Annotated in this window: 18 protein-coding genes; all 18 read right to left on the bottom strand. The window is 41.1% G+C overall.

What is annotated here, in order from left to right; genetic code table 11:
• Positions 1-164 precede the first annotated feature (164 nt).
• On the bottom strand, positions 165-533 hold the full coding sequence (aroH, locus tag ACE1TH_RS05500; protein ID WP_099300859.1) for a chorismate mutase: 369 nt from the start codon (positions 531-533) through the stop codon (positions 165-167).
• 21 nt (positions 534-554) lie between these two features.
• Positions 555-1,613, bottom strand: a complete 1,059-nt coding sequence (gene aroB / locus ACE1TH_RS05495; protein WP_375078480.1) for a 3-dehydroquinate synthase — start codon at positions 1,611-1,613, stop codon at positions 555-557.
• A 1-nt stretch (position 1,614) separates the two neighbouring features.
• The gene (gene aroC / locus ACE1TH_RS05490) at positions 1,615-2,787 is read right to left on the bottom strand and encodes a chorismate synthase (protein WP_099300861.1); all 1,173 of its coding nucleotides are present in this window, start codon (positions 2,785-2,787) and stop codon (positions 1,615-1,617) included.
• An 81-nt stretch (positions 2,788-2,868) separates the two neighbouring features.
• Positions 2,869-3,654, bottom strand: coding sequence for a CheR family methyltransferase (locus ACE1TH_RS05485; RefSeq protein WP_375078479.1), 786 nt, complete (start codon positions 3,652-3,654; stop codon positions 2,869-2,871).
• Positions 3,655-3,788: 134 nt separating this feature from the next.
• Positions 3,789-4,232 carry a nucleoside-diphosphate kinase gene (gene ndk, locus ACE1TH_RS05480; RefSeq protein ID WP_099302101.1) on the bottom strand — a complete coding sequence of 148 codons (444 nt, stop codon included), beginning with the start codon at positions 4,230-4,232 and terminating at the stop codon, positions 3,789-3,791.
• Positions 4,233-4,685: 453 nt separating this feature from the next.
• The gene (hepT, locus tag ACE1TH_RS05475) at positions 4,686-5,657 is read right to left on the bottom strand and encodes a heptaprenyl diphosphate synthase component II (RefSeq protein ID WP_099300863.1); all 972 of its coding nucleotides are present in this window, start codon (positions 5,655-5,657) and stop codon (positions 4,686-4,688) included.
• Positions 5,658-5,877: 220 nt separating this feature from the next.
• Positions 5,878-6,765 carry a UbiA-like polyprenyltransferase gene (locus tag ACE1TH_RS05470; RefSeq protein WP_099300864.1) on the bottom strand — a complete coding sequence of 296 codons (888 nt, stop codon included), beginning with the start codon at positions 6,763-6,765 and terminating at the stop codon, positions 5,878-5,880.
• A gap of 20 nt (positions 6,766-6,785) precedes the next feature.
• A complete protein-coding gene (locus ACE1TH_RS05465) occupies positions 6,786-7,499 on the bottom strand; it encodes a demethylmenaquinone methyltransferase (RefSeq protein WP_099300865.1) in 714 nt (237 codons plus the stop codon).
• Positions 7,500-8,216: a heptaprenyl diphosphate synthase component 1 gene (locus ACE1TH_RS05460; protein ID WP_099300866.1), complete on the bottom strand. Its 717-nt coding sequence runs from the start codon at positions 8,214-8,216 to the stop codon at positions 7,500-7,502.
• Between the two features lie 89 nt (positions 8,217-8,305).
• Positions 8,306-8,527 (bottom strand): trp RNA-binding attenuation protein MtrB, encoded by a 222-nt coding sequence (mtrB, locus tag ACE1TH_RS05455; RefSeq protein ID WP_099300867.1) that lies wholly within the window; start codon positions 8,525-8,527, stop codon positions 8,306-8,308.
• 15 nt (positions 8,528-8,542) lie between these two features.
• Entirely contained in the window at positions 8,543-9,097 is a 555-nt protein-coding gene (folE, locus tag ACE1TH_RS05450; protein ID WP_099300868.1) for a GTP cyclohydrolase I FolE, read from the bottom strand.
• A gap of 108 nt (positions 9,098-9,205) precedes the next feature.
• Complete coding sequence (spoIVA, locus tag ACE1TH_RS05445; RefSeq protein ID WP_099302102.1) at positions 9,206-10,684, bottom strand: stage IV sporulation protein A; 1,479 nt, start codon at positions 10,682-10,684, stop codon at positions 9,206-9,208.
• A 204-nt stretch (positions 10,685-10,888) separates the two neighbouring features.
• On the bottom strand, positions 10,889-11,617 hold the full coding sequence (locus ACE1TH_RS05440; protein WP_099300869.1) for a hypothetical protein: 729 nt from the start codon (positions 11,615-11,617) through the stop codon (positions 10,889-10,891).
• Positions 11,618-11,631: 14 nt separating this feature from the next.
• Positions 11,632-11,841 carry a DUF2768 domain-containing protein gene (locus ACE1TH_RS05435; protein WP_099300870.1) on the bottom strand — a complete coding sequence of 70 codons (210 nt, stop codon included), beginning with the start codon at positions 11,839-11,841 and terminating at the stop codon, positions 11,632-11,634.
• Between the two features lie 197 nt (positions 11,842-12,038).
• On the bottom strand, positions 12,039-12,305 hold the full coding sequence (locus ACE1TH_RS05430) for a stage VI sporulation protein F (protein ID WP_099300871.1): 267 nt from the start codon (positions 12,303-12,305) through the stop codon (positions 12,039-12,041).
• Positions 12,306-12,375: 70 nt separating this feature from the next.
• A complete protein-coding gene (locus ACE1TH_RS05425; RefSeq protein WP_099300872.1) occupies positions 12,376-13,404 on the bottom strand; it encodes an NAD(P)H-dependent glycerol-3-phosphate dehydrogenase in 1,029 nt (342 codons plus the stop codon).
• A 13-nt stretch (positions 13,405-13,417) separates the two neighbouring features.
• On the bottom strand, positions 13,418-14,035 hold the full coding sequence (plsY, locus tag ACE1TH_RS05420) for a glycerol-3-phosphate 1-O-acyltransferase PlsY (RefSeq protein ID WP_099300873.1): 618 nt from the start codon (positions 14,033-14,035) through the stop codon (positions 13,418-13,420).
• Between the two features lie 22 nt (positions 14,036-14,057).
• Positions 14,058-15,371 (bottom strand): ribosome biogenesis GTPase Der, encoded by a 1,314-nt coding sequence (gene der / locus ACE1TH_RS05415; protein WP_099300874.1) that lies wholly within the window; start codon positions 15,369-15,371, stop codon positions 14,058-14,060.
• Positions 15,372-15,423: the final 52 nt, after the last annotated feature.

Below are 15,423 nucleotides of genomic sequence, written 5' to 3'. Positions count from 1 at the left end.
TTGACGCTTCTCCGTAAGCATATATTTTATTTAGAAGGGGTTATATTACTTCGTCTCTATTCGCTCCGCTCTACTCATTCTCAACTAGTCTCTACTCTAAACTCTACTCAACTATTACTTGCACGTATTCTAACGTAAAATAGGATCGGCGTCAACCATTTTCATTACCCGTTATTGACTAAATCTGGACGTAATACAGTCGCTCCATTTAAAAAAATATGTTGAATGTTTTCTTGTTGTTTTACTGTTTGGGCCGTCATCATGATGCGAATACAAAGAGGCAAACTACCCTTTACTGGGATTTCTCGTGCGCACATGACGGGAACATAATCATACCCATCTAAATTTCGTAATGCTTTTGCCGGAAAGCAATCATTGATATCTGCTGTCACCGTGATAAGCACTTGTGCAATATCAGGTGCATCGATGCCGTTCTCGGCGACCATCTTTCTTAAAAGACGTTCTGTTTCGACTTCAATTTCTTTTGCTTCATTGTTTTCTACTGTTGTAGCTCCTCGAATTCCTCTTATCACAACAAATCGCCCCCTTCAATTTCAATCAAAAAACGTTTTTAGCTCGGTCGCATCAATTGCCTCTATTGAAGCGTCTCCAACTGCCTCTAGCAGAACATAGTTTAACGTTCCATGACGCGCTTTCTTATCCTTCATCATTTGCGCGAGTAAATTCTCACTCTTTAATACTTGCGGTACCGTGAGGCGATAACCAAGTGACGCTAACCATTCAAGATAGACGGATGATGAAAAATCACGACCTTTTTTTTGTTCACTCACTTTTAGCGCAAAAGCCATTCCAATTGCAACCGCTTCTCCGTGTGTGAGTGCTCCATAGCCCATTTCACCTTCGATTGCGTGGCCTAGAGTATGACCAAAATTCAAGATGCCACGAATCCCCATTTCTTTCTCGTCTTGTTGAACAATGTCCGCTTTTAAAGCGACTGCTTTTCCGATCATATACTCAAGTTTTTTTTCGTCTTGAATCGGCAACTGCGCAACTTCCGCTTTAAGCCATAGCAAAAAGTCTTTATCCGCAATAAACCCCATTTTTACAATTTCAGCAAAACCAGACCGCCATTCTTGATTTGGCAATGTTCGTAAAAGATCCGGATCATATAGGACCAACTCCGGTTGGTGGAACAATCCCACGATATTTTTTCCTTTTGCTAAGTTAATCGCCACTTTTCCCCCAACGCTTGAATCGTGGGCAAGCAGAGTCGTTGGCACTTGGACAAAGCGAATGCCTCTCATATACGTACCCGCAACAAACCCAGCAAGATCTCCCGTAACGCCACCCCCAAAAGCAATGATGACAGAAGATCGATCTAACCCAAAAGCGTAGCAATCATTTAGTAGCTGTTCATACTGTTGAAACGACTTAGATTGTTCTCCACTTGGCACAACTGAAACGTGTATATTCGCTGTATGAAATGTTTGTAAAAACGCCTCTAAGTAATAAGAAGCGACATGTTGATCAACGATCACAAGGTAGCTTGAAGCAGGGATCATCTTTTCTATGTAATGCCCAGCCTGGTTTATTAGACCAGACCGAATCATCACTTCATAGGTTTTTTCACTCGTTTGGACAGAAATATTCATATTAAAATCCCTTTGCTTTCTCCATTTGACGGGAGACCGCTTGTTGTAAATCTTCTATTTGATCAGCAGGAAATGTATCTAATACACTGCAAGCTACTTCCCACGCCACTACGTTCTCGCATACAACCGAAGCTGCCGGAACTGCACAACTATCTGAACGCTCAACCCCAGCATCAAATGCTTCTTTGCTTTCAATATCTACGCTCTTTAATGGTTTATAAAGAGTTGGTATCGGCTTCATGACGCCTTTGACAATGACTGGCATACCGTTTGTCATACCACCTTCAAAGCCACCGAGGTTATTGGTACGACGTCGGTAGCCTTCCTCTTGATTCCAAATAATTTCGTCATGGACTTGACTACCTGGACGGTTCGCCGCTTCAAACCCTAAGCCAATTTCCACGCCTTTAAACGCGTTAATGCTCATGACTGCACCGGCGATTTTACCATCAAGCTTGCGGTCATAGTGAACATGACTTCCTAACCCGATCGGAAGCCCTTCAACAACGACTTCAACGACCCCACCAATACTGTCACCATCTTGTTTAGCTTGATCAATGGCTTCCATCATTTTTGCGCCGGCCTGTTCATCTAAACAGCGGACAGGCGATACTTCAGAACGTTCCTGAATGTCCTTAACAGAAAGATGCTCTTCAACATTCGCTTCAATTCCACCAATGATTCGAACGTGCCCTGCAACGTCAACGTTAATTGCCCTTAGGATTACTTTTGCTAGGGCACCACATGCTACCCGCACCGTTGTTTCTCGAGCAGAGGAGCGCTCAAGAACATCCCGCATATCACGATGACCATATTTAATGGCACCATTTAAGTCAGCATGACCTGGACGGGGTCGAGTTAAACGACGACGCATTTTCTCTTCTTCTTCCTTTGAAATCGGCGCTGAGCCCATAATTTTTGTCCAGTTTTTCCAATCGTTGTTTTCAACGACAAACGTAATCGGCGCCCCAGTTGTATACCCGTGTCTGACCCCACTCAAAATTTTCACTTGGTCTTTTTCAATTTGCATGCGGCGTCCTCGACCATAGCCACCCTGTCTTCGCACAAGTTCCCGATTAATATCGTCTTCCACAAGACGTAATTGTGCAGGAACCCCTTCTATAATTGTTGTTAGCTGCGGCCCGTGTGATTCTCCCGCTGTCAAAAACCTCATTCTTTCCACTCCTTCAACCATTCACTTTATCACTTTTACGCGCTAAATTATCTAAAATTATACCAACTATGAATCTATTTTTCAAATTGATTTTTTATAAAAAAACGGAGCAACCGCTGTTAAGCCATATGTATGAGGGTGAAAAATTTGTTCCGTGCTTCCAACAAACAAGAGGCCTCCTTGTCGTAACGCATTACTCAGTTTCCTGAAAATAACTTGCTTCGTTTCCTCCGTGAAATAAATGCAAACATTTCGACAGATGATGACGTCCATTTGCTCTGGATAGTCATCATGAATAAGATCAATGATCGAAAAAGACACCCTGTTTTTAAGTTCATTTGACACATGAAATCCATCGCTTTTTTTACTCACATATTCAGAATGAAGTTGCTGATCGAACGGAGGTGTTGTTTGAAATGAGTAAACCCCATTTTTCGCTTTTGCGATGATCGACTCATCTAAGTCCGATGCAAAAAGACGTTGATTCTCAAGAGGGAGATTGTTTGATTTGCAAAGCATCGCCACTGTATAAGCTTCTTCTCCAGAAGAACAAGCTGAACTCCAAATGCGCAAAGGTTGATTGTGCTGCTTGTAATGGGACTGAAGCAAGTGAACAAACGTCTCCCAACGATCCGCATTACGAAAAAACGATGTGACGTTTATCGTCATCTTTTCCTTGCATTCACGCAATAAATCTGGTCGCTCTTTTACCGCTTGTCCAAACATAGCCATATCTGGCATTTTATGCTTGACGCTTAACGATCGCAATCGCCTCTCCATTTGCGAGCGCTTGTAGGCGTTAAGCTGAATCCCTGTTAGTTCTTCAAAGATCGTTGAAAACACCAAATAGTCATCGTTAGCATGCATGACTGTACCTTCACTTTCATTTTATTTAACAGTGTAACATGAAACTCGGTTTGATCGGAATTGTTACGTGAGTATTGGTTTGAAAAAAACAAAAAACCTTCATGGCTTTCACCTTGAAGGTTGACAAACATTATTTACACCCAAACGTCTGAATTTTTTTCATACGTCGATAATTCGTCTTCAGAAAAGAAAATCGACATTTCACGCGCTGAACTCTCTGTTGAATCAGAACCGTGAATAATGTTCATTCCAACTTGTACAGCATAATCACCGCGAATCGAACCTGGTGCTGCTTCCGCTGGGTTTGTTGCGCCAATTAGTTGACGAGAGATTTTTACAACTTGATCCCCTTCCCACACCATCGCAAAAACAGGTCCAGACGTAATGAAACTCACTAGTTCGTTAAAGAACGGCTTTTCTCGATGTTCGCCATAATGTGTTTCTGCTGTTTCTTTGCTTAACGTGACGAGCTTTCCAGCGACTAGTTTAAATCCTTTTTGCTCGAAACGAGAAACAATCGCTCCAATTAAGTTACGCTGAACTCCATCTGGTTTAATCATGATATATGTACGTTCCAACATTCCTACCCCACTTTATCTTTATTTGATATTCTGTTTGCTCTTTTAGTATAGCAAAACAAGTAAGCGCTAACAATAAAAATAGCGAAAATATTCGTTTTTTCAATGATTTTGACGTTTTTCTGGAAAAATGAATCGTTTAATCCGAAAACTGGCTTGGTTCTACTAGGAAATATAGTGAATGGAACTAGGGGTATGTAAACCTTATTTTTCTCTCATGTCTTTCTCATTCGCGCTAATGGCGACTCGGACGGGAAAAGCAACAGTCCGAAAATCCAAGCGTGATGTTATCGAAAGGGTTGAAGCGTTGCCCGCAGAAAGCGTCCACCCGCGCGATGAGTGACGAATATAATATGAATTAAACGGATATTCCTTTAACCTATACATGTTCCACGTTCATTTCCACATAAAAAAGCACTAAAGGGTTGTCGTCCTTTAGCGCATCATTCGTTCTTAATATTTTCTGCGTCCGATATAAGCCGCAACTTGTTTTAATTGATTTTTTGCATCGCAATCCGGAAACTCATTTAACAGTGTGTACGCTTTGTTTAAGTAGCGATCGCTTAAATCTTGCGCGTATTCGATCCCACCAGAGTCTCTCACATCTTGAAGAAACGGCTCCATATCAATCGTTTTTGCTGTTTCTTTTGTCAATGCTGATCGTAGCGCTTCTTTGAACGTTTCATTCGTTTCCATAGCATAAAGTGCTGGGAGGGTTACGTTTCCTTGTCTCAAATCCCCGCCTGCAGGTTTTCCAAGCTGCTCTTTTGTTCCAACAAAATCTAAAATATCATCCATTATTTGATAAGACATGCCAAGAAAATAGGCGAAATAATACATTTGCTGCTGTAGCTCTTTTTCTACATTCGCCGCAATTGCTCCAAGTTGGGAACTAACAGCAATAAGCAACGCAGTTTTTCGTTTAATTCGTCTAAAGTATGTCCGAATCGTTTGATCCCAGTTATATTGATCGCGGATCTGTTCTACCTCACCAAGGCACATTTGATGCATCGCATCCGAAATAATGACATGGACTTGTTTTTCTTGAAACGCTTTCGTTGTTTCAATTGCATGTCCAAAAATATAATCCCCAGTATACATAGCAACGCGGTTATCCCATCTTGCCATAACTGTTTCATTTCCTCTGCGAAGAGATGCATTATCGATCACATCATCATGTACAAGAGAGCCCATATGAATAAGTTCAAGCGAAACTGCAATATGTTTTAACTGTTCTAAATCATACGTCCCAAACTTTCCTGCTAACAGGACTAGCACCGGTCTGATACGTTTTCCGCCAGCTTTTAATAAGTCTGTGGAAGCTTCAGTTAAAACTGGGTGTTCAGCCGACAGCGTACGCTCTAATATGGATTCAATGTATTCAATATCTGTTTGAAATTCTTTATATATATCTGCTAACTTCATGAACGCCACCCTTACGCAGCTAATAAGACTGCTAATTTTAAATCAAATCTTGCTTTCACCACTTGGTGAATATGAGTACGGGATGTTCAATAAAGTCTTTCTTTTCTAGCGAAAATCATTGCTCCTCACACTCAAAACACGTTATTCAGCCTTCACTTCTTTGACACTTACCTTGCCTATATTTTAACCGAAACCCTTTCGTGCTAATCAGATGATCAAATCACCCAAAGCGCAACAGCAACATATCAACAAATGCAAATGCAAAAAGGAGAACAGATAACGTCCCGTTCATAGGAAAAAATGCCAATTGAACGCGCGACAGATCATCCTTTGTTACAATCGAATGCTGATAAATCATAATGATACCAGCAACAAGAACACCTATTAAATAAAACCAGCTAAGAGGAGAATTGAAAAACAATAAAACAAAAAAAAGAAAGCTTACAACATGAAATCCTCTAGCAATCATAAGCGCTTTCGCAACCCCAAATCGACTCGGTATTGAATGCAACCCGTTTGCTGCATCATAGTCTGCATCTTGCGTAGCATACACTGTATCAAATCCAGCTAACCAGAAAAGAACAGCACCAAATAGTAAAAATGGCGTTAGCGAAAGTTCTCCCGTCACTGCTACCCATCCACCGAGAGGCGCAATCCCGATTGTAATTCCTAATACGACATGACATAGCCAAGTAAAACGCTTTGTATAAGAATAGAATACGAGAAAAAACACGGCAATCGGTAATAAATAGACTGATAGTAAATTAAGATTAAACGCCGCTAAAAAAAGAAGCGCAAACGATGCAACGATAAAAATCCATACATCTGCTTTGGATAATAATCCAGCCGGAATCTCTCGTGACGCAGTCCGCGGGTTATGCTTATCAATTTTCGCATCAATCACGCGGTTTAATGACATAGCCGCACTTCTTGCTCCAATCATCGCAATTGTTACCCAAAACCATTGCCATAGCGTTGGAAATTGTCCATTCACAACGAGACTCCCTAACAACATCGCAAAAAAAGCAAATGGAAGCGCAAAAATCGTATGTTCAATTTTTATCATTCGCATAAATGTTTTTGTTTTTGATCCTACTGCAGTTCCCATGATTTTGTCTTCCCCTCTTACTAGCTAGACTTCGGTTTCTGTCCTAAATGCATGGATGCGACACCACCTGTATAGCTCTTCACTTCAATTCCAGTCATGCCAGCTTCTTGAAACATTTTTGCAAGCTTCTCTCGATCTGGAAATTGGAGTGTTGATTCATGTAACCATGCGTATTCATCATACTTTTTCACTAAAACTTTGCCAGCAAGAGGCATCACATGTTTAAAATAAAAGAAATAAAGCTGCTTAAACCCGGGAATAGTCGGTTGCGAAGTTTCTAAACAGACAATTTTCCCACCTGGCTTTGTTACTCTAACCATTTCTTTTAACACTTGCATATAGTCTGGTACATTTCGTAGTCCAAATCCAATTGTTACATAATCAAATGTGTCGTTTTCAAATGGAAGCTCCATTGCATTTCCTTGAATAAGCTCAACGTTCTTTATGTTTTGTTGCTCGACTTTTTCTTTTCCTACTAGCAACATATTTTCACTAAAATCGAGTCCTACGACTTTACCGCCATCACCAACAGCTTCACTTAGTGCAATGGACCAATCCGCAGTTCCACAGCAGACATCCAGAGCCGAACTATTTTCTTTAACCGCCATTCGTGTCATCGTATCTTTGCGCCACGCTTTATGCCGTTGAAGGCTAATAACAGAATTCATCATGTCATATCTCTTGTGAATGGATTGAAAGACACGATGAACCCGTTCTTCCTTAGGGTGGTTCATTTAACGGTCCTCCTCAGTCAAACGAAAAAAATCAGTCAAAAATTGGTCAAGTGTATCGTTGCGTGTAGTATCAATCGACTGCTTTAGCTTCTCTTCGCAAGTTTGTTGTTTTTCGCGCAAACGTGTCGTGTCAACATCTGATGCTTCACTTTTTAATAGCCTCGTTATTTTTTTACTAAGAAAGTATAGATGAAGTCTCTCTACATAAGACTCCTCTTCTTCCTTCCCTAGAATTCTTAATAAAAGCAATGCATCAATCGCTGTTTTTCGGTGCAGTAATTCATCTTCCGTTAACGACTTGTCCATATAATGAGTCATTTTTAATTCATAAATATCCTGTAGCGTACTGCCAAACAGCTCTACCATATCCACTGCATTGACGCGAGCTAGGGATTGATAATAACGTGCACTATAAAAATCTCCAGCAAGCACGTTCAGCTGTCTTCTCTTTTTTAACGTATCGTCTTCCTTATTATGTAAAGATACGAGGTCATGAATCATCACGCCAGCATGAACAAAGCCCCACGCCAATGAGATCGCTAGGGTCCGTTCTTGCTGCTCTACGTCACGAATCAACTGGTGCGCTAGCCATAGTTCATCTTGATCTGGCCTCGTATCATCAATATATTGTTGTAAATAGTCATGTCGAACAAGTTGGTCAAAATGCTGTTTCAGTTCAGTAGCATTTGAAATAACTACCGCCCCTTTTTCTCTCATACAAACTTTCCCTTCTTTCGCCTACTATACAGAATTTCTTTCCCAAGTATAGCACAGCGCTTCAATCATAAACACTATTACTCGTTAAATTAGTCTTCCTCTGTATCCATAGTACCATGGCTCGTTTGTATAACAGCTTTGCCTCTTACTTTCACTGCTGATGTATGCTCGGTAAACTGACCAATCATGACTTCACCTTTATCAAGTTTTTCAGAATGGTGAAAGCGTGTATCTGATCCACGTGTTAAGCCAATCACTTGAACCCCATTGTCTTTTGCTTTAATTACAAAAAAATCGTCACTTTTACTCATATCCATCCTCCTTTTTTAAATAAGAGATAACACTTCTTGCCTAGCGACAGCATCTTCTTTAAATGTTCCGCGAACTGCCGATGTAACGGTTTTAGAACCAGGCTTTTTAATCCCTCTCATGGACATACACATATGTTCAGCTGATACAACAACCATGACACCTTTTGCACCTAATGTTTCTTCCAGCGCATCGGCAATTGACTTTGTCATTCGTTCTTGTACTTGAGGCTGTCTTGCGATTCCGTCCAATGTCCGCGCTAATTTACTCAAACCAGTAACTTTTCCGTTATTTGGAATGTATGCAATATGCGCCTTACCAAAAAAAGGAACTAAATGATGTTCGCACATCGAATAAAACGTCATGTCTTTTACAAGTACTAACTCTTCATGATCTTCAGTAAAGACTGTTTGCAAATGAGCTTTTGGATCCTCATGTAATCCACTAAACATCTCTTCATACATTTTCGCTACTCTTCTTGGTGTGTCGAGGAGCCCTTCTCGCTCTGGGTCTTCTCCAACTGCTTCTAAAATCATTCTTACTGCTGTTTGTATTTTATCTTGATCAACCATGATCGTCCCTCCATCATCGTGCTTCCCACTAATTATCTCTAGTAAAGATTAGCAAAACTATAGAGGAAAAGCAAAAAGAACTCACTCCAGTGGAGAGAGTTCTTTCATTTACAAAATAATGGCAATCAAACCGCCGGATCCTTCATTAATGATACGTTCAAGAGTTTCTTGCAGCTTGTAGCGCGCGTTTTCAGGCATTAGCGATAGCTTTGCAGAAATCCCTTCTCGCACAATTGAATTTAATGACCGACCAAAAATGTCTGAGTTCCAAATGGAAAGTGGGTTTTCTTCAAAGTCTTGCATTAAGTAACGAACGAGTTCCTCACTTTGTTTCTCAGTTCCAATAATTGGGGCGAACTCCGACTCTACATCTACTTTCACCATATGAATGGATGGCGCTACTGCTCTCAGTCGAACTCCAAAGCGGGAGCCTTGGCGAATGATTTCGGGCTCATCCAAACTCATGTCGGTCAAAGAAGGAGCAGCGATTCCGTAACCGGTTTGTTTGACCATTCGCAGCGCATCTGCAACTTGATCATACTCTGTTTTCGCATGAGCGAAGTCTTGCATAAGGGAGAGTAGATGATCTTTGCCTCGAATTTCAACACCTACAACTTCTTTTAATACTTGATCATACAGTTCGTCTGGAGCATATAGGTCAATTTCTGCAATTCCTTGACCCATTTCAATTCCAGCAAGTTTTGCTTGATCAATAAATTCGAGCTCTGTGAACTGGCTAACAACCCGATCCACATCCCTAAGCCGTTTAATATCTTTCACCGTCTCACGAACCGATTCTTCATAGCTTTCACGAAGCCAGTGATCGTTTTTCAAAACCATGACCCAACTAGGAAGATTGACGTTCACTTCATGAACAGGGAATTCAAATAAAACTTCTCTTAGCACGCTGTTAATGTCGTGCTCATTCATCCCTTCAATACTCATTGAAAGAACCGGTATATCATATTCTTCTGAAAGCGAAGACCGCAGTTGTTCCGTGTCTGGATGGTGTGGCCTTACGCTGTTAACAATCATAATAAACGGTTTGCCCACTTCTTTTAGCTCTTCAACGACTCTCGCTTCTGACTCAACGTAATCACTTCTTGGAATATCTCCAATTGTGCCATCTGTTGTCACCACTACTCCAAGCGTTGAATGCTCTTGAATCACTTTCCTTGTCCCGATTTCAGCTGCTTCTTGAAATGGGATCGGTTCTTCATACCAAGGGGTGTGAATCATCCTCGGTCCATTTTCATCTTCATACCCTTTCGCACCAGGTACAGCATACCCAACGCAGTCCACTAAACGAATGTTTACATCTAAGCCTTCGTCAACATGAATGGACACCGCTTGATTCGGCACAAATTTCGGCTCCGTCGTCATGATTTGCTTACCTGCCGCAGACTGTGGAAGCTCATCTTGAGCTCGATTCTTATCTGCTTCGTTTTCAATGTTTGGAAGCACCACAAGTTCCATGAATTTTTTAATAAAGGTCGATTTTCCCGTGCGAACCGCTCCAACGACACCGAGATAAATGTCGCCACCTGTTCGCTCCGCGATATCTTTAAAGATATCTACTTTTTCCAACAAGATCATTCCCCTCCCGGTCAAGTAAAATATGATGCAGCCGAGTCTTATACCTCTAACCACTACCAATTCTATGACATTGTCCTATTAATATGACTGACTGCGGTGATTATTTTTCTGCATCGACTCTTGAAAGGGGAGACGATAAAGATAATGCCCCTTCCAATTCTATCTTACGACTGGAAGGGGCAAACTAGACCTATTTTATTCATTTTCATAGAATTTTGTATCGTATTGGATTCCATCTTCATGATCATACGTGTAAGGAACAGAGAAAACAGGAACGAACGGCGCATCCTCATACAAGTAAGATCGCAAGTCTGTATCCGTTTCAAACGGCGCGTCCATCTCCGCTTCTCGTTCAATTAAATCAACACGATAATCAATGATAATCTCTCCACTATTTGTGTAAAGTAGCGGCAACCGTGTTTCATTATAAGGACTATCAATATATGGATCTTCATCGTATCCTAAAGCGCTAAAATCAAGCGCAAACAAATTGTGATCAAGCGCTTCTTTAATCGGCGCGTATGTATGTTCTCGTCGATAATCATTAATTCGTTGCGTCAATGTATTGATTTCATTCATCACACGGACATCGATCACTTTCACTTCTGGCTCCTCTTCGACATTAACTAACACATATTGATAGACACCACCATTTTCAAACGATGATCCTGGTGCCTCCTGCATATATGTAGGAATTAGCTGCCGAAAATCGATGACGTAGCGCTGATACAAGTTCGTATCCTCATCAAATGTATTGATAGGCAATACGCCTGTATCTTCTTGAAATTGTTGAACAGCTGTTTGAACACTAGCCATTTGATCTGCATAAGGAACTTGATTTTCTGCACGTTCTTGATCAGGCAGCATGCAACCGCTTAAAAAAATGACGATACAAGCAGCGCTAAGAAACGAAAATACCTTCATGCTATATTACCCCTTTATCTCATAAAGTTTGACGTTGGCCCACCTAAAACGATATAAGCGACAATCAGACCAGCCACGACCATACAGATAAATGAAAACGATAAAACAATTTTAGACAAAATTCCGCTCAATCGCGTTCTCGCTAAAAAAGCTGTTCCAGCGGAAACAAACATTAAAATAATTCCAGCGAACGATATGTACATATTTAACATTGCTAAAGACATTGCTACACCTCACTTATCTTTCCCATCTTACTAATTATAGCACAATCAAAACCACCACAACAGTTAAAAAGCTAGACAGGAGTGGGGCTCTCCTCTCTAGCTTGACTAAATCCTTTTTTTCTTGCCCTGATAATAGTAGGTGTTCTATTGCAGTATATGCAGGCTTCGAAATTTTGTTTGGATGTTTGACTATTTTTCTAGTTTTTGTTGTTAAACATTTTTGTTAACGACGACAAATCAGATGGCATATTATTATTCAAAATCGCAGCGACAATTTGGTCTTCTTTCTCTTTTGAAACAGGTTTGTTCGCCATCGCCGCTACACGGCTAATTAAGTCGCGTAAGGTTGCTTCATCTTTTAAATTGGATTGACTAACAGAGTTCGCGAGCTTAAGTAACTCATCAGGTCGAACTTTCGTGTTTTTTTGGACTTGATCGAAAAACGAATCATTTTTCTTAAACATCCAATCCCTCCTCATGCTTACGTTCCTTTTATCGTATGCAGGAGGCAGAAAAATGGTGCAAACGTGGAGTTTAATTCAAATGATACAGTTCTTCCACTTCATTTCGCTTCACTCGGCCCATTAAATCTTCTGCCGCTTTCACAGGATCAATGCCTTTAAATAAAACAGAGTAAAGTGCCGCTGTTAAAGGCATATTGATTTCTTCTTTAGTTGCGAGTTCGTACGCTGCTTGCGTTGTACGTATCCCTTCTACAACCATGCCCATCTCTTCAAGAACTTGATCCATCGACATCCCTTTTCCTAACATATGTCCTGCGCGCCAATTACGAGAATGAACGCTCGTACACGTCACAATTAAATCCCCAAGACCTGTTAACCCTGAAAAAGTCAACGGTTGTGCCCCCATATGAACACCTAATCGAGCGATTTCCGTTAACCCTCTTGTCATAATTGCCGCTTTCGTATTATCGCCATAACCTAAGCCGTTTGTTACGCCACAAATTAACGCAATAATGTTTTTTAAAGCGCCACCAATTTCAACGCCGATTAAATCTGGATTGGTGTAGACTCTAAATTGTTGGTTCATAAATAACCCTTGCGCATAAGCGGCAGCATCTTCCTTCTGTGAAGCAACGGTTACGGTTGTTGGCTGTCGTAACGCCACTTCTTCCGCATGGCTTGGGCCAGATATCACCGTGATCGAAGCGATCTTGTCTGAATCTTTCGCTTCCTCTTCAATGACTTCTGATACCCGTTTATATGTAGAAGGTTCAATTCCTTTACTTGCGTGAATCACAGGCACAGCTTTCTCCAATACGGGTAATAATTCTTGAACCGTCTCTCGCATTGCTTTTGAAGGCACAGCGAGTAGCACCGCATCAACATCCTTCACCGCATCTTTCATTTGATGATAAGCGTGAAGATGTTTAGGTAGCTCGACGTTACGTAAATACTTTTCATTCGTATGGTGCGTATTTATTTCTTCTACTTGTTCTTGTCTTCTCGCCACTAAGCGTACATCATGACCATTATCAGCAAGAACAATCGCTAGGGCTGTGCCCCAGCTTCCTGCTCCGACTACGGCAATCGTTTGTTTCAACTTGAATCACTCCTTAAGCATGCTTTCTACCAATTTTATTCTCAGTCCCTGACATGAGACGACTCACGTTAGTACGGTGGCGCCAAAGCGACATCAACGCCAAAACGACTGTAAACAAGCTGTATTCAACCGGATAGGTAAAACTTGGAATAAGTAAAAGGATTCCTAAAGCAACAGGTGTTAAAATAGCAAATAATAGAGATCCGAGCGATACATACCTCGTAATAAAAATACTTGCAATGGCAATTACGCCAGCGAGAAGCGACGGGAGAAACACAAGGGTTGCCAATACACCAATCGATGTAGCAACACCTTTCCCACCTCGAAAACCAAAATAAATTGGCCAATTATGCCCTAGGATGGCGGCTAACCCTGCCAATACATGCACAAGCGCAGCATCCGTTATGAGCATCGCACTGACAACGGGTAAAATTCCTTTTCCCACATCAAGTAAAAGGACCGAAACAGCTGGACCCACTCCAAGCACGCGCAATGTGTTGGTGGCGCCAGCGTTTCCACTTCCTTCTTTACGAATATCAATTTTCTTGATCTTCTTGGCAATCAAGTAGCTAAAGCTTACTGAACCAAGTAAATAACTTAATCCTACAATTAAAACCGTCGTGATAATCATGTGTTTCCCCCTCTACACATCATTAATCATTTTTTTTACGTGAAATAATATGAATCGGCGTGCCTTCAAAATCGAATGTTGCACGTAAACGATTTTCAAGAAAACGACGATATGAGAAGTGCATTAACTCCGGTTCATTCACAAAAAATACAAACGTCGGCGGCTGAACCGCTACTTGCGTCACATAGTTAATCTTGAGACGCTTTCCTTTATCCGTTGGTGTTGGATTCATGGCTACCGCATCCATAATCATATCGTTTAATACATGCGTCGGCACACGAAGATGATGATTCTCTGACACTCTTTTTACTTCAGGTAACAATAAATGGAGACGTTGCGTTGTTTTAGCAGATAAGAAAACAATCGGTGCATACGAAAGAAACTGAAACTCTTGACGAATGTCTTCAACAAAGTTCTGCATCGTCTTATGATCTTTTTCAATAGCATCCCATTTGTTTACAACAATCACAACAGCTCGACCAGCTTCATGTCCATAACCTGCGATTTTTTTATCTTGTTCAATAATACCTTCTTCACCATTAATCACGACCAAGACGACATCAGACCGCTCAATTGCTTTTAACGAACGCATTACGCTATACTTCTCTGTCGCTTCATACACTTTACCTCGTTTGCGCATGCCTGCCGTATCGATGACCACATATTCTTGCTCATCTTTTGTAAACGTTGTGTCAATTGCATCTCGTGTTGTGCCTGGAATTTGGCTCACGATCACGCGTTCTTCACCAAGAAGTGCGTTCACAAGTGAAGATTTCCCGACATTTGGTCGGCCAATTAACGCCATTTTTATCGCGTCTTCTCCGTATGGTACTTCTAAATCCGTAGGGAAATGTTGCGCGACTTCATCAAGTAGATCGCCTAACCCTAATCCGTGTGCCCCTGAAATTGGGAATGGCTCGCCAATTCCTAACGCATAAAATTCATACAGTTGATCTCTCATTTCAGGATTGTCCACTTTGTTGACGCCTAAAACAACAGGCTTCTTTGAGCGAAACAGCATATTAACCACTTCTTGATCGGCTGCTGTAATTCCTTCTTTTGCGCTTACTAAGAAAATAATGACATGAGCCTCTTCTATTGCAATCTCTGCTTGATGACGCATTTGCGTAAGCAACGGTTCGTCTCCAAGTTCAATTCCACCTGTATCAATTATATTAAATTCATGGTTTAACCATTCCGCATTATTATAAAGACGATCTCGAGTTACACCTGGCATATCTTCAACAATAGCAACTCGTTCCCCGACAATTCGGTTAAAGATCGTTGACTTTCCTACGTTTGGTCTTCCAACGATTGCAACGACTGGTTTTGTCACAATCTCACACCCTTCCTACATCGTACATCAAAAATTTTTGTCTAACTCAATT

This window comes from Shouchella sp. JSM 1781072 (assembly GCF_041949915.1).
Lineage (GTDB): Bacteria > Bacillota > Bacilli > Bacillales > Bacillaceae_D > Shouchella.
The sequence above is the reverse complement of the archived record's forward strand: the minus strand, read 5'-3'. Positions and strand labels throughout refer to the sequence as shown.

Coding starts and splice junctions, on each gene's coding strand:
- ACE1TH_RS05440 (WP_099300869.1), bottom strand. CDS start 11,617: ATGAAGGTATTTTCGTTTCTTAGCGCTGCTTGTATCGTCATTTTTTTA.
- ACE1TH_RS05470 (WP_099300864.1), bottom strand. CDS start 6,765: ATGGGAACTGCAGTAGGATCAAAAACAAAAACATTTATGCGAATGATA.
- hepT (WP_099300863.1), bottom strand. CDS start 5,657: ATGAAGTTAGCAGATATATATAAAGAATTTCAAACAGATATTGAATAC.
- ACE1TH_RS05430 (WP_099300871.1), bottom strand. CDS start 12,305: ATGTTTAAGAAAAATGATTCGTTTTTCGATCAAGTCCAAAAAAACACG.
- ACE1TH_RS05435 (WP_099300870.1), bottom strand. CDS start 11,841: ATGTCTTTAGCAATGTTAAATATGTACATATCGTTCGCTGGAATTATT.
- ACE1TH_RS05460 (WP_099300866.1), bottom strand. CDS start 8,216: ATGAGAGAAAAAGGGGCGGTAGTTATTTCAAATGCTACTGAACTGAAA.
- ACE1TH_RS05465 (WP_099300865.1), bottom strand. CDS start 7,499: ATGAACCACCCTAAGGAAGAACGGGTTCATCGTGTCTTTCAATCCATT.
- plsY (WP_099300873.1), bottom strand. CDS start 14,035: ATGATTATCACGACGGTTTTAATTGTAGGATTAAGTTATTTACTTGGT.
- aroB (WP_375078480.1), bottom strand. CDS start 1,613: ATGAATATTTCTGTCCAAACGAGTGAAAAAACCTATGAAGTGATGATT.
- mtrB (WP_099300867.1), bottom strand. CDS start 8,527: ATGAGTAAAAGTGACGATTTTTTTGTAATTAAAGCAAAAGACAATGGG.
- aroC (WP_099300861.1), bottom strand. CDS start 2,787: ATGAGGTTTTTGACAGCGGGAGAATCACACGGGCCGCAGCTAACAACA.
- ACE1TH_RS05485 (WP_375078479.1), bottom strand. CDS start 3,654: ATGCATGCTAACGATGACTATTTGGTGTTTTCAACGATCTTTGAAGAA.
- folE (WP_099300868.1), bottom strand. CDS start 9,097: ATGGTTGATCAAGATAAAATACAAACAGCAGTAAGAATGATTTTAGAA.